This window comes from Candidatus Poriferisodalis sp. (assembly GCF_965262965.1).
Taxonomy (GTDB): Bacteria; Actinomycetota; Acidimicrobiia; order Acidimicrobiales; family Poriferisodalaceae; genus Poriferisodalis.
The window spans coordinates 3728818-3742179 of record NZ_OZ253573.1; the positions used below are offsets into that span (position 1 = coordinate 3728818).

Below are 13362 nucleotides of genomic sequence, written 5' to 3' on the forward strand. Positions count from 1 at the left end.
AGCCGTCACAGCGTCCCGAAAGCTACCAACCGTGCACAGCGGGCGCGCTGTAACTTCGACGGTCATGAGCGAGGAGGTGTCTGCGGAACGGCTGCCGAAGCACGCGCTGGACACCGGCCATGTTGTGGCTGCCGTGCGCGCCTACGGCGAGGCGTTGCAGCGGCACCGCACGACGATCGACAGACTCAACGTGTATCCGGTGCCAGATGGCGACACCGGCACCAACATGGCCCTGACGCTGGCCTCGGTGGCCTCCGAATTGGAACCCGTTGCCGACGCCGGGCGCTCCGAGGTCTGCCGGGCAATTTCGCACGGCGCGCTCATGGGCGCGCGCGGCAACAGCGGGGTCATCGTCAGCCAGCTGCTGCGCGGCCTTGCCGCCACGTTGGCTCCCGATATCCCCGACGACGGCTCAGGCGACGACGGCTCAGGCCTCGCCGAGCCGATGATCGACGCTTGGCGGCTGGCCGAAGGACTCATGGCGGCGAGCACGGCCGCAGACAGCGCAGTGATGAGACCTGTCGAAGGCACCATTCTCAGCGTCGCTCGGGCTTGCGCACACGCGGCGCGCGCCGCAGTCGCTAACGATTCGTCGCAGGGCGGAGCGGCACAGCTGGTGGCCATGCTCGAGACAGCCCGGTACGCGGGGCAGGTTGCCCTTGAGCGCACGCCGCAGCAGCTGCCGGTGCTCGCGTCTGCCGGAGTGGTGGACGCGGGCGCAGCGGGTTACCTGCTGCTGCTCGATGCGCTCCTCAATGTCGTCGACGGCAGGCCCCTGCCCGAGCGAGTCGAACTGCCCGCCGATGTCGCCGCAGTGATCGCGCACGGCAACGCCGGCACATCGCTGCCCGACGCCGGAGTGGACCCATTGGCGCAGCGCCGCGACGAGCTGCACAGCCATCTCGGAGACGAGGCCCACGACCCTTCCGGCACCCGCTACGAAGTCATGTTCCTGCTGGCGGCGCACGACGAGCGGATCGACGCCTTCAAGGCCGCCTGGGACGCGATGGGCGACTCGATCGTGATGGTCGGCGGCGACGGCCTGTGGAATTGCCACATCCACACCGACGACATCGGCATTGTCATCGAAGCCGGCATCGACGCTGGACGGCCCCACCGCATCCAGATCACCGATCTGCACGAACAGGTCGCGGGTCTGGGCGGCCACGCTGAGCACTCGGCGCCCGTCGCTGGGGCCGCCGCGCCGTCTGGCCCCGATACCCCGGATCGTCCCGTTGTCGGTTGCGCCGTCGTCGTCGTGTCGCCGTCACCGGGCCTCGACGAGCTGTTCGCCTCGATGGGCGCCCAAGAACTCGTCACCGGCGGCCAAACCATGAATCCCTCAACCGCCGAGCTGCTTGCGGCAGTCGAGGCCGCACCGTCGCAGCAGGTCGTCGTGTTGCCAAACAACTCCAACATCGTCCCGGTGGCCCACCAGGTCGGCGCCCACACCGACAAAGAGGTCGCCGTGGTGCCCACGAAATCGGTGCCCGCGGGCCTCGCCTCGCTCATCGGCTACGACCCCGATGCCGACGCTGGGCTCAACGCTGTCGCGATGAGCGACGGCGCGGAGGCGGTGACTGCGGGCGAGGTGACCCGCGCAGTACGCGACACCGAAGGCCCGGAGGGGCACATCTCCGCAGGCGAGTGGATCGGTCTCGATGCCGAGGGCATCGTGGCGGCGGGCGATACAGCCGTCAGCGCGGCAACCGGGCTGCTCGACCGCCTGCTGCGGCCGTCCCACGAGATCCTCACAGTCATCGAGGGCGCCGACGCCCAGACCGCCGACACCGATGCAGTGCTGTGTTGGCTCACCGCCCAATGGCCCGACGTCGAAATCGAGCGCCATGTCGGCGGCCAGGACCACTATCCCTACCTGTTCGGCATCGAATGAGTCCTCGCCGCCGCCAGCGGGCCGCGGGCGGGCGCGGGGGAGGACCTGCATCACGGCGGCTGCCGCGTTGAATTCGCCGCTGACGCTGCGCGAGCTGGACGCGATCGACGTATCGCGCCTCAACGGTGTCGGTGCGCAGCGACGAGCAGCGCTTGCCGGCGTCGACGTCGAGACAGTGTTGGACCTGCTCACCTACTATCCCCGCCGGTACGTGGACCGCACGGCGCAGGCGCCGATCAGCGGCGCTGCCGTCGGTGCCGAGATCACCGTCGTCGCCGAGGTCTTGTCGGTGACCAGCCGTCGGATGCGCGGGGGCCGCCCGCTCGTCACCGCCGAGGTCGGCGATGCAAGCGGCTCGATGAGTGCTGTGTTCTTCAACCAGGCGTGGCGCGAGCGTCAGCTGACCGAAGGCCGAACCGTGGCGATGTTCGGCAAGGTCGACAGCTACCGAGGTCGCAAGCAGATGACCAACCCTGTCGTCGACCTGCTGGGCGACCGCACGGGCAAGATCGTCCCCGTCTACCCCCAGTCGGAAACAGCAGGCATCGCCACTTGGGACATCGCGAGCTGGGTGGCCGAAGCGCGGCGTCGCTGTGCCCCCCGTGGCATAGCGGACCCGTTGCCGAGCGACGTCCGGACGCGCCTGGGACTCATCACCCGAGCACAGGCGCTCGACGACATCCACGAACCCCCGTCGATGGCGGCGCGCGCCGCCGCCCGCAACCGGCTCGTGTTCGACGAGCTGCTGCGGGTACAGCTGGTGTTGCGAGGCCAGCGCCTTGCTCGCGAAGCCCACGAGCTCGGCATTGCTCACGAGCCGTCGGGGCTGTTGGTCACCGCATTCGGCGAGCGCTTGGCGTTCGGCCTGACTGATGCCCAGCAACGAGCCATCACCGACATCGACGTCGATGTCGGCAGGGGGCGTCCGATGCACCGTCTGCTGCAGGGCGATGTCGGCTCGGGCAAGACGCTGGTTGCTTTGCACGGGTTGCTGGTCGCCGTGCAGAACGGTCACCAAGGAGCGCTCATGGCGCCCACCGAGGTGCTCGCCGAACAGCACTACCTGGCAGTGCGGGATCTGCTTTCCGGGCTTGCGGTGCCCGACCCGTCGCGGCTGGGCGGTACCAGGCCGCTGACCCTGCGACTGCTCCGGGGTGGCCACTCGGCCACGGAGCGCCGCGAGATGCTGGTGGAGATCGCGACCGGCGCAGCAGACATCGTCGTGGGCACCCACGCCCTGCTGGAGGAGTCGGTGGAGTTCAACTCGCTCAGCGTGGTCGTTATCGACGAGCAGCATCGGTTCGGAGTCGCCCAGCGCGCCCGGCTGCGCGAACACGGACGCTCCGACGGACGGATGCCGCACCTGCTGGTCATGACCGCGACGCCGATACCGCGCACCGCCGCCATGACCGTGTACGGCGACCTCGACGTTTCTGTGCTCGATGAACTGCCACCTGGGCGGACGCCGATTGCGACCGAGTGGGTACGCGGCCCGCTGGCCGCCGAGGCGATGTGGACCGAAGTTCGTGCCGAGATCGAATCCGGCCACCAGGCCTACGTGGTGTGCCCGCTCATCGCCGAGAGCGAGAGCCTCGACGCTCGTTCCGCCGAGCAGATGCACGACGAGCTGGCCGCAGGAGCCCTGGCGGGCCTGCGCGTCGGCTTGCTGCATGGGCGGCTGGCCTCGGCCGACAAGGAAGACACGATGACGCGCTTCCGAGCGGGAGCCCTCGACGCGCTGGTGGCGACCACGGTCATCGAGGTCGGCATTGATGTGCCCAACGCGACTGTGATGGTGGTGCTGTCAGCGGACCGCTTCGGCATTGCACAGTTGCACCAGCTGCGAGGCCGCGTCGGACGCAGCAGCCACGCCTCCGACTGCTTCCTGGTGAGCGACGAGGACCCCACGCCGATCGCCGAGGCGCGGCTGGCTGCTCTCGAGGCCTCGACCGACGGTTTCGCGTTGGCCGAGAGAGATCTCGAGCTGCGAGGCGAGGGCACGCTGTTCGACGAGCGACAGTCGGGTCGCAGCGACTTGAAGCTGGCGTCGCTGGCCCGCGACCTCGAATGGGTCCAGGCGGCCCGGGACGTCGCCATGGACCTCGTCAAATCCGAAGGCGATCTGGTTGCATTGCCTGGCCTCGCCGACGAGATCGATTGGTTTGCGAGCCGCCGAGACCCCGACTTCCTCCAGCGGAGCTAGCGGTCTCGTCGCACGCCGTCGCGCAGCAGCGCAGTGCCGCGCAGCAACACAGTGACGACGGGAGTGCCGTACCGGCGGACCCGGTACGTCTGCCAACGCGGCCCGGTGATCTCACGGTCGGATTCGCAGACGACCACATCGCTGTCTGCTGACCCGAGCAGCTCTGCCCAGCCATCAAACAGGTATGGCGGATCTGCGAACACGAGGTCGAACTGCGCGCCGCCAGCGCCGCTGTCACCCGTCAGATACCGAATCGCGTCCGAGCGCACGACCGTGGCGAGCTCGGCGACGCCCAGCGTGGTGAGGTTCGTCGAGATGGCTTCGTGCGCGGACGGACCCGAGTCGACGAACGTCGCATGTGTCGCACCCCGTGACAGCGCCTCGATGCCGAGAGCGCCTGTTCCGGCGAACAGATCCAGCACCGTGGCGCCCTCGGGCAGTTGCAGGCTCGCCAGCATGTTGAAGATGGCCTCACGTGCGCGATCCGACGTCGGCCGGATCCCGTCCGCTGCCGCGAGTCGACGCCCGCCCAGTGCTCCGCCGACGACCCGCATGGCGTCACCGTAGGCCCGGTGCGACACTGGGCCTGTGTCCAACGCACCCGCCGAACGACCCAACCCAGGTTTCGTGGACGCGCCCGCCGAGATCATCTGCGTGGACTGCGGCGGACGCTGCGGCCTCCTGAGCTTTCCCGAGCCGGATTGGGGCTTCTGCGCCGGTGATGTCGCCGCCTACCGCTGTAGCGACTGCGGTGACCGCTGGGACATCGTCCTCGAGGAATCGGACTCGACCGAATAGCGTCCGTCGCCGCACTCCAGCGGCCTTCGTGGGGGTCCCTCGATTTGCAGCGCCGGCGCGGTACGGTCGCCGCACTGGACGCGGCTCGATCCGGAGGGGCCTTTCTCGGTGGTCATGGCGATGTATCCAGGCTCGTTCGATCCTGTTCACAACGGACACCTCGATGTCATTGGCGCTGCATCGCGGCTGTTCAACAGCGTCGTCGTGGCGGCAATGCGCAACCCTTCGAAGTCGACACCAATGTTCACCGACGGCGAACGCGTCGCAATGATCGTGGAGTCCACCGCGCACTTCGGCAATGTCACAGTTGTCGAATTCGGCGAACTGGTTGTCGATCTGGCGCAGCGGCTCGGTGCCGACGTCATCGTGAAGGGGCTCCGCAGCCAGACTGACTTCGAGACCGAACTCCGGATGGCGCACATGAACCACTCCGTCACCGGCATCGAGACGGTCTTCGTGCCGCCTCGGTCTAAACATCTGTTCATCGCTTCGAACTTCATCCGCGAGATCACGAAGTTCGGTGGCGATTGTTCCCACCTCGTTCCGCCTCCGGTGGCGCAACGGTTGGCCGCACGCACATCTGGGGAGCGCAACGCATGAGCATGTCGGACTCTGATCTCCAAGCGCCTCCGCAGCCCCACAAGCCGCAGCTGTACCCGCCGCTCGGTGCGCACGTGGCGCAAACCGAGGAACATTCCCACGAGGTTGTGGCCCCGCCGATGGGGGGTGGAGCAAGGGCGCTGGCACCTCGCCCGCCCTCGGTCACCGCCGAAGAGTTCATCCGAGAGGCAATGGACATCATCGACTTGGCCCGGCCGATGCCCTTGTCGACGTCAGTGATGATCAACCGCGACGAGGTCATGACGCTGCTCGAATCCGCGCTCGCCGCGGTGCCCGACGAGACGCGTCAGGCCCGCTGGCTGCTTCGCGAGCGTGATGAGGTGCTGGCTCAGGCACGCGTCGACGCCAACCTCGTCATCGACGAGGCGCGCGGCCGAGTCGCCCAGATGGTGCAGCGCACCGAGGTGGTGCGCAGCGCCGAACGCCGTGCGCGTCAGTTGCTCGACGACGCCCAGATCCAGACGCGCCGCCGCCGCCATGAAGTCGACGAGTACTGCGAGCGCCAGCTGGCGCAGTTCGCGAGCGCGGTCGATCAGGTCCAGATCGCCGTGCAGGCAGCGCGGCGCAAGCTGGGCAAGCGTGTCGCCACGCCCATCACTGCGACCGCGCCGGGCGCCTCCACTGCTGCTATACGCACCCATTCCGCAACCGACGACGCTGACCAGCACACGCATCCCGAGGTGTTCGACCAGGATCAGGCGTGACCCGCAGGGACCCGCAGCGGTCCCTGTCCGTTCCGGTGCGCCTGGTCGGCGACGGGCAGTTCGAATGGTCGGCGGTGGTGCCAGCGTCCGACTTGACGCCCGATTACCACGCGGATTCACTGCGCATTGCCGACGTCGAGGTGCCGCCGGGCACCGATGTCTGTGTCGATGTGACCCTCGAACGAATCAGCGGCGGGCTGTCGGTCGCAGGTGAGGTCGCTGCGGCCTGGCGAGGCCCCTGTGCACGCTGCTGGATCACGCTCGACGGCGAGGCCAGAGCCCATGTGCGCGAAGTGTTCACTGTGACGCCGTCGGAGGGCGAGCAGTACCTGCTGGACCCCGAGCTAGTGAATCTGGTGCCGATGGTTCGCGAGGCGGTCCTGCTGGAGCTGCCGATCGAAGTGGTGCCGTGCCCACATGCTGAGCCATGCCCCAACCTGCCCGACGAGCTGGTGCAATCACCCGACGAGTCCCCCCACGGCTCGACAGAAGCTGCTGATCCTCGCTGGGCAGCACTGGACATCTTGCGCGACCGGCGCTGATTCCAGCGTCCCGGAGGCGTCGGCACGCCAGAACACTCTCGGTAGGCTGTCCCGCTCGCGGCCCCGCGGCGGCTCCTGTTCTTGCCGCTCGGGTGACGGAGTCGCCGTCATCGCTCGAGGAGTCCAGCTGTGGCAGTCCCCAAGAAGAAGACGTCGAAGAGCAAGACGCGCTCGCGGCGCGCCGCGGCTTGGCGCCTCTGTGAAGCCCCTCGCAGCGTGTGCCCACGCTGCAACTCGGCCAAGCTGCCGCATCGCGTCTGCGGCCAATGCGGCTGGTACGCCGGCCGCCAGGCGCTCGACATCGCCTGAGATCCGAAGCAGCACTCGTGGGCAAGCCCATCGCCGTCGATGCCATGGGCGGAGACGATGCGCCCACGGCCGTCGTTCTGGGCGCGCTCGACGCCATGAGCGAAGGACTCGAGGTGGTGCTCGTGGGGCGCCCCGACGAGATCGCAGCTGCAGGCGGAGCTTCCTTCGACATCATCGAAGCCACCGAGGTCATCGACATGTCCGAGGAGCCGGGTCGTGCGGTTCGGACCAAGAAGGACTCGTCGATTTCCCGTGCGGTCAACGCTGTGCGAGACGGCCAGGCATCCGCTGTGGTGAGTGCCGGCAACACCGGTGCGATGGCCGCGACGGCGCTGCTCCGGCTTCGCCGTCTGCCGGGCGTCTCGCGACCGGCACTCGCCGCAGCACTTCCCCTGCCCGGGACCACCCCACGGGTGCTGCTTGATTCGGGAGCGATGGCCGACTGCAACGCTGCGTGGCTGCACCAGTTCGCTCGGATGGGTTCGGTCTACGCGCGCACGCGCTTCGGCGTCGAGCGGCCCAGCATCGGGCTGTTGTCGATCGGCGAAGAGCCCGAGAAGGGCAGCGCGCTGGTCAAGCAGACCCACAAGCTGCTTGAGGCCGACACCGAGATCAACTTCTTCGGCAACGTCGAGGGCCGTGACCTCCTCGACGGCCCCGTCGACGTGATTGTGACGGACGGCTTCACCGGCAATGTCGTTCTCAAGTCGCTCGAAGGCACGGCGTCGTTCTTCGTACGGCTGATTCTGGACCGCCTCGCGGGCGGCGGTCCCGCCGGTTCCGAAGCCTTGCGCATGCTGGCCCCGCTGGCCGACGAACTCAGTCCCGACAGCGTCGGAGGGGCCATGTTGCTTGGCGTTCGAGGGGTATGCATCATCGCGCACGGCTCTTCCAGCCCCCGGGCCATCACCAGCGCCATCCGTGTCGCGCATCGCATGGTCGAAGCCGATCTGGTGGGTGAATTGTCCGCCGTGAGTCACCCGGCGCCCCAGGGCCCAAGCGGCCCGTGAGCGCAGCGAACGAGAGCGGGAGACGCGGACCCGTGAGCGCAGCCTTTTCCGAAGCCTCTCCGGATGGGCACCGCTAGGCTGACTCCGATCGACGCCGCGGTGGCGTCGGATTGTCGAACTCGGCAGGAGAAGCCGTGCCCGCCGAAACCCATGTACGCCAGAATCCGCCCGAGCGCGATGAGGTATTCGACCTCATCCGAAACCAGCTCGCCGACATTCTCGAGCTCGAGCCCTCCCAAGTCGCCGAGTCAGCGTCGTTCGTGGACGATCTCGGCGCGGATTCTCTGGCACTGATCGAACTGGTTGAAGGCCTTGAGGAGGAGCTTTCGGATCGGACGGTCGGCTTCCGCATCGAGGATGAGGATCTCGAAGATCTCAAGACCGTGCGCGATGCCATCGACTACGTGATGGCACGCGTCGGCTGACGTGGACAACGCTGTCGCCGAACGCGAGAGCCTTTCCGAACGCGTGGGACATCGCTTTGCCTGTCCCGAGCTGCTGACCGAAGCCCTCTCACATCGCAGCTGGTGCCACGAGCACGGCAGCATTCCCAATGAACGCCTGGAGTTCCTCGGCGACGCGGTGCTCGGTCTGTGTGTCTGCGATCACGCGATGCGGAACTGGCCACGCCTGTGCCCCGGCGAGCTGAGCGCTGTGCGTGCTGCGGTCGTCAACGCCGAGAGCTTGGCCGAAGCGGCCCGCGAGTGCGGGCTTGGAGCAGCGCTTCTGCTCGGGCGCGGCGAGGCCGGCACCGGCGGAGCCGACAAGGACTCAATCTTGGCCGGCGCTTTCGAAGCAGTTCTGGGCGCGGCGTATCTCGACGCTGGACTCGATGCCGCGCGCGGTGTCGTCGACCGATTGCTCGGCCCGCTGATCGCCCTCGAGGCCACGCAACCCGGCGCCGGTGAGGCCAAGACGCGGCTGCAGGAACTCGTCGCACGCCAATTCACCGTCGAGCCTTCCTACCGAGTGTCCAGCTCAGGTCCCGCGCACCGACCGAGCTTCGTCGCCGAGGCTCTCGTAGGTTCGGAGATCTGGGGCCGCGGCGAGGGCTCCTCCAAGCGCCTTGCGCAGCGACGGGCCGCCGAGGCTGCGTATGCCCGCATGACCGAGACGTCAACCCAGCAACAATCCATTCCCGAGGAGCCCGCACATGGCTGAGCTGCCAGAGATCGAGATCGCCAGACGCGACCTCGACAAGGAGATCACCGGGCGTCGCATCAAGATGGTCGACGTCCCCGGCACGAAAAAGACGCTGCCGGCGATGCGATCGAAGCAGCAGTTCGCTGACCTGTTGGTGGGCAAGAAGGTCGAGTCGGTGACGCGCGACGGCGCGCTCCTGCTGTTCGACCTGGGCGATGACGCGGTGATGGTGGTTCACCTGGGCGCAACGGGCTCGTTCCGCCGGGTCACCGCCCGCACGCCGGCGATCCAGCACACCAAGGTCGTACTTGGCTTCACCACCGGAGGCCAACTGCGGGTCCTCGACTCGGGTTCGGAGGTGACGATGCGCGTGATCGCGAAGTCCCGCTACCTGAAGCTGTATCCCGAACAGGCCGACTTGGGGTTCGACCCGGTGGACATGCCGATGCCGTGGACTGAATTCGCCCTCAGGCTCAAGGGGCGCGCCGACTGCATTCGCGACCTGTTGCTGGACATGTCGTTTGTCGTCGGATTCGGCCCGATGTACGCCGACGAGGTGCTGCACGCAGCTCGGCTCGGGCACCAGCGCATGGCACGAGAGCTGAACACCCAGGAGATTCGCCGGCTGTACCGCGCCATTGTCGAGACGATCCACAACTCGATCAAGTATCGGGGAGCCTCATTTGACGGTTATCTCGATGTCTTCGGCAAGGCCGGCGGATTCGATTCGTACCTCGAGGTGTACGGGCGCGGTGGAGAACGCTGTCGCAACGGGCGAGGCGATGTACTCACGACGGTCATTCGAGGCGTGACGCATCACTACTGCGACTATCAGGTGTAATCGATCAAGCGTTCGGCGTTCCTGCTGCTGTATCAATTGACTCGCTCCCGCCCTGTATTGATTGACTCGCTCCCGCTGCTGTATCAATTGACTCGCTCCCGCCCTGTATTGATTGACCTGCTGACGCTCTCGTGTTCCTCCGCTCACTGACCCTGTCCGGCTTCAAGTCGTTCGCAGACACCACCACGCTCGAATTCGAGCCTGGAGTCACTGTGGTGGTCGGCCCCAACGGCAGCGGCAAGTCGAACGTGGTCGACGCCATCGCCTGGGTGCTGGGCGCGCAGGGTCCGCGCACGCTGCGTGGCCAGAAGATGGACGACGTGGTCTTCGCGGGCACCGACCGGCGCGTTGCGCTCGGGAGGGCGCAGGTCACGCTCGTGATCGACAATGAGTCGCAGACGCTGCCGACGCAAACAGCCGAGGTGGCCATCACCCGCACGCTGTTCCGCTCGGGCGAATCCGAGTACGCCGTCAACGGGACGCCGTGGCGGCTGCTGGATCTCCAAGAACTGCTCAACGACGCCGGAGTCGGTCGGCAGCAGCACATCCTCGTGGCGCAGGGACAGATCGAACACGTGCTTGCCGCCCGGCCCGAAGAACGACGCGCGCTCATCGAGGAAGCCGCAGGCGTGCTGAAGTTCCGCCGACGCAAAGAGCGCGCCGAACGACGACTCGAAGGCACCGAGGCCAACGTGACGCGTCTCGTCGATCTCCAACGCGAGCTGCGGCGTCAGCTGCGGCCCTTGGAGAAGCAGGCGCAGGCCGCCCGACGGCACCGCGAGCTGAGCTCCGAGATCGCAGACCTGCGACTGCACATTGCCGGACGGGAGCTGACCGGTCACCGTGCAGCGCTGGGCGCGTCCGAGGCTCGCCGGGGCGAACTTGGCGCGCTGGCCATCGCAGTTTCCGAATCGATCGCCGCCCTCGAGGCCGCGATCGACGCCTCGCAGGCTCAAATGGCGAGTGCGAACGCCGAACCTTCCGATCGGCTGTCGCGTGTCGCGTCAATGTCCGAACGTGCCCGTGGCCTCATCGGGCAGGTGTACGAGCGGATGCGCTTCGTGGAGCGAGATACTGGCGCGCTCCTCGCATCTGACGTCGTCGCCACGCTCACCGACGAGCACGAGCGCATCACCGCCGAGCTCGCCGAACTCGCCTCGGCCGATGTCCCCGAAGGCGAATCTGAATCGACCACGCCGCGGTCGGACGACCTGACTGATGAGACCGGCCAAGCCGCTGTGTCTGGTGGCATCGGCCAAGCCGATGCTGCTCTCGCTGCGGCGGCCGCTGAGCTGGCGGTGGCGGCAGAGACGCTGGCAGACGCCGACACCGAGCGGCGGAAGGCTTTGGGGGAATTGCAGCGCTGGATCGGCCGGTCCGAAGCCCTGTCAACAGCACTGCGAGCGGCCCGCGAGAACTCCGGTATCACCGAATTGGAGACGATCGACGGGATGCTGGGCGTGCTCGTCGATCTCATTGACATCGACGAGGGATGGGAATCGGCGACCGAAGCCGCCTCGGACGCCGCGTTGGGGACCGTGGTCGTACGCGATGATGCGGCGGCCGCGGCGGCGCTGTCACGTCTGGCAGCCAGCGAGACATCCGGCGCTGTGGTCGCACTCGCGGATCCCGCATCCACTGGCGCCCCGCGGCTTCGGGGCGATGCCGCTCGGGGCCCGGGCGACGGCGAACCAGTGCGTGCCCACGTGCGAGCCTCCTGTGTGGGGCCTGCGTGGGTCGTCGATGGTGTGAACGCACTTCTGGATTCGGCCATCGGCTCGGCGGTCTGTGTCGTCGGCGACTGGGCCGTTGCGTTCGACCGGGCGCTGGCCGAGCGCGACACCGTGTTCGTGACTGACCGCGGCGATCGCTTCGGGCCCCGACGCTGGCGTATCGGCACCGCCGGCCCGGCCGCCGCCGCCGCAGCGCTCGAAGAAGCTCGCGCTCGCATCGTCGATCTGACCCGCACCAGTGACGATGCCGAGCATGCCTGGAACGAGGCCAAGGAGGCACACGAGATCGCAGCTGGCGAGCACACACAGCGTCTGCGAGATGCCGAGACGGCGCGGCGCCGAGCCGCAACGGCGCAAGCCCGCCGCGTCGCACACGCACAAGCACGCGACGCCCGTGCTGTGGCACGTCGGAAGCGCCGCAGCACCCTCGAGCAGCGTCGCGCCGTGATCGAGCATCGACTGGCTGGGCACGACGCCTCTCGATCGGTCGTCGCGGCGCGGTTGGCGCGTTCGGAAGCCATGCTCGCCGCGTTGGATCGGCTGTCGCTGCTGCTCACCGAGCGTCGTCAACGTCTCGACGCAGAGGCCAAGCGACTGCGGGCGCGTCAGTCCGCGCGTGTCGAACTGATCGGCCGCCTCGCCGATCGGCTTGACGCGCACCGCCGAGAGCGCGACGCCGCAATCGAGCGTCGCGAGGCGCTGCGTTCGGAGCTTGCCGTGCTGGACGTCTCCGACGCCGAACGACGCACGAAGGGCGAGGCGATCATCGAGATGCTGCGCACCGACCTCGGAGCCGACGCTGAGGCTGCGCTCGGGGCGCCCCTGCCAGTGCTGCCCGACGGCGTCACTGCCGCAGCGCACCTACGGGCGCTCCGGTCTGAGTTGAGCCGGCTCGGACCAGTCAACCCTCTCGCTCTGTCCGAGTTCGAATCAGCCTCGGAGCGCTACGAGTTCGTCGCCGGACAGCTTGCCGACGTGCGCAACGGCCGCCGCGAGCTGCACAAAGTGATCCGAGCCATTGACGCCGAGATCGTGGCGACGTTCCAGGGCGCGTTCGCCGACGTGGCGCAGAACTTCGCCGTGTTGTTCGGGACGCTGTTCCCGGGCGGCACCGGCACGCTCACCCTCACTGAGCCGCAAGAGCCCCTCACGACCGGCGTGGAGCTCGATGTTCGGCCTGCGGGCAAGCGCGTCGGACGGCTTTCGCTGCTGTCAGGTGGCGAACGCTCGTTGGTGGCACTGGCGTACTTGTTCGCAGTTTTCCGGAGCCGGCCCTCGCCGTTCTACGTGCTCGACGAGGTCGAAGCAGCACTCGACGACGTGAATCTGCAACGATTCCTGGATCTCGTCGCGGAGTTCCGCCGCGAGGCCCAGCTCATTGTCGTGAGTCATCAACGACGCACGATGGAAGCTGCCGACGTGCTGTACGGCGTTTCGATGCCGCCGGGTGGCTCCAGCGTCGTCGTGTCGGAACGACCGGAGCGAGCGGCGGCGCTGATCGGCGACTGACGGGCCCCCAGATCCTCTGCCCGAGCGGCGAGCCGGCGACAGAGCGTCGGTAGCC

The 13362-nt window shown here is 67.7% G+C and carries 13 protein-coding genes; 12 read left to right on the top strand and 1 reads right to left on the bottom strand.

Translation table 11 applies throughout. From position 1 onward, the window contains the following. The first annotated feature begins 64 nt into the window (after positions 1 to 64). The gene (locus ACQY5K_RS17860; RefSeq protein ID WP_428118156.1) at positions 65 to 1894 is read left to right on the top strand and encodes a DAK2 domain-containing protein; all 1830 of its coding nucleotides are present in this window, start codon (positions 65 to 67) and stop codon (positions 1892 to 1894) included. Positions 1895 to 1961: 67 nt separating this feature from the next. Beyond that, positions 1962 to 4097, top strand: a complete 2136-nt coding sequence (recG, locus tag ACQY5K_RS17865; RefSeq protein WP_428118158.1) for an ATP-dependent DNA helicase RecG — start codon at positions 1962 to 1964, stop codon at positions 4095 to 4097. On the opposite strand, the gene ACQY5K_RS17870 is transcribed toward recG, so the two are convergent. Further along, positions 4094 to 4651, bottom strand: a complete 558-nt coding sequence (locus ACQY5K_RS17870; RefSeq protein ID WP_428118161.1) for an RsmD family RNA methyltransferase — start codon at positions 4649 to 4651, stop codon at positions 4094 to 4096. The two genes, recG and ACQY5K_RS17870, sit on opposite strands and share 4 nt — an antisense overlap. A 34-nt stretch (positions 4652 to 4685) precedes the next feature. Here ACQY5K_RS17870 and ACQY5K_RS17875 point away from each other — a divergent pair, with 34 nt between their 5' ends. From ACQY5K_RS17875 to ACQY5K_RS17920, 10 genes are all read left to right on the top strand, one after another. After that, positions 4686 to 4895, top strand: a complete 210-nt coding sequence (locus ACQY5K_RS17875) for a hypothetical protein (protein WP_428118164.1) — start codon at positions 4686 to 4688, stop codon at positions 4893 to 4895. Positions 4896 to 5009: 114 nt separating this feature from the next. Continuing rightward, a complete protein-coding gene (coaD, locus tag ACQY5K_RS17880; RefSeq protein ID WP_428122753.1) occupies positions 5010 to 5495 on the top strand; it encodes a pantetheine-phosphate adenylyltransferase in 486 nt (161 codons plus the stop codon). Continuing rightward, entirely contained in the window at positions 5492 to 6220 is a 729-nt protein-coding gene (locus ACQY5K_RS17885) for a hypothetical protein (RefSeq protein WP_428118167.1), read from the top strand. The genes coaD and ACQY5K_RS17885 overlap by 4 nt, the downstream gene beginning before the upstream one ends. Further along, positions 6217 to 6762, top strand: a complete 546-nt coding sequence (locus ACQY5K_RS17890; protein ID WP_428118169.1) for a YceD family protein — start codon at positions 6217 to 6219, stop codon at positions 6760 to 6762. The genes ACQY5K_RS17885 and ACQY5K_RS17890 overlap by 4 nt, the downstream gene beginning before the upstream one ends. A gap of 129 nt (positions 6763 to 6891) precedes the next feature. Further along, positions 6892 to 7071 carry a 50S ribosomal protein L32 gene (rpmF, locus tag ACQY5K_RS17895; protein ID WP_428118170.1) on the top strand — a complete coding sequence of 60 codons (180 nt, stop codon included), beginning with the start codon at positions 6892 to 6894 and terminating at the stop codon, positions 7069 to 7071. Positions 7072 to 7088: 17 nt separating this feature from the next. Next, a complete protein-coding gene (plsX, locus tag ACQY5K_RS17900) occupies positions 7089 to 8081 on the top strand; it encodes a phosphate acyltransferase PlsX (RefSeq protein WP_419920680.1) in 993 nt (330 codons plus the stop codon). Between the two features lie 134 nt (positions 8082 to 8215). Continuing rightward, entirely contained in the window at positions 8216 to 8506 is a 291-nt protein-coding gene (locus tag ACQY5K_RS17905; RefSeq protein ID WP_419920679.1) for an acyl carrier protein, read from the top strand. Position 8507: 1 nt separating this feature from the next. Beyond that, positions 8508 to 9242 carry a ribonuclease III gene (rnc, locus tag ACQY5K_RS17910; protein ID WP_428118174.1) on the top strand — a complete coding sequence of 245 codons (735 nt, stop codon included), beginning with the start codon at positions 8508 to 8510 and terminating at the stop codon, positions 9240 to 9242. Further along, positions 9235 to 10065 carry an Fpg/Nei family DNA glycosylase gene (locus tag ACQY5K_RS17915; protein WP_428118177.1) on the top strand — a complete coding sequence of 277 codons (831 nt, stop codon included), beginning with the start codon at positions 9235 to 9237 and terminating at the stop codon, positions 10063 to 10065. Before rnc ends, ACQY5K_RS17915 begins: the two co-directional genes overlap by 8 nt. A 131-nt stretch (positions 10066 to 10196) precedes the next feature. Next, entirely contained in the window at positions 10197 to 13307 is a 3111-nt protein-coding gene (locus ACQY5K_RS17920; RefSeq protein ID WP_428118179.1) for a chromosome segregation SMC family protein, read from the top strand. The last annotated feature ends 55 nt before the right edge of the window (positions 13308 to 13362 follow it).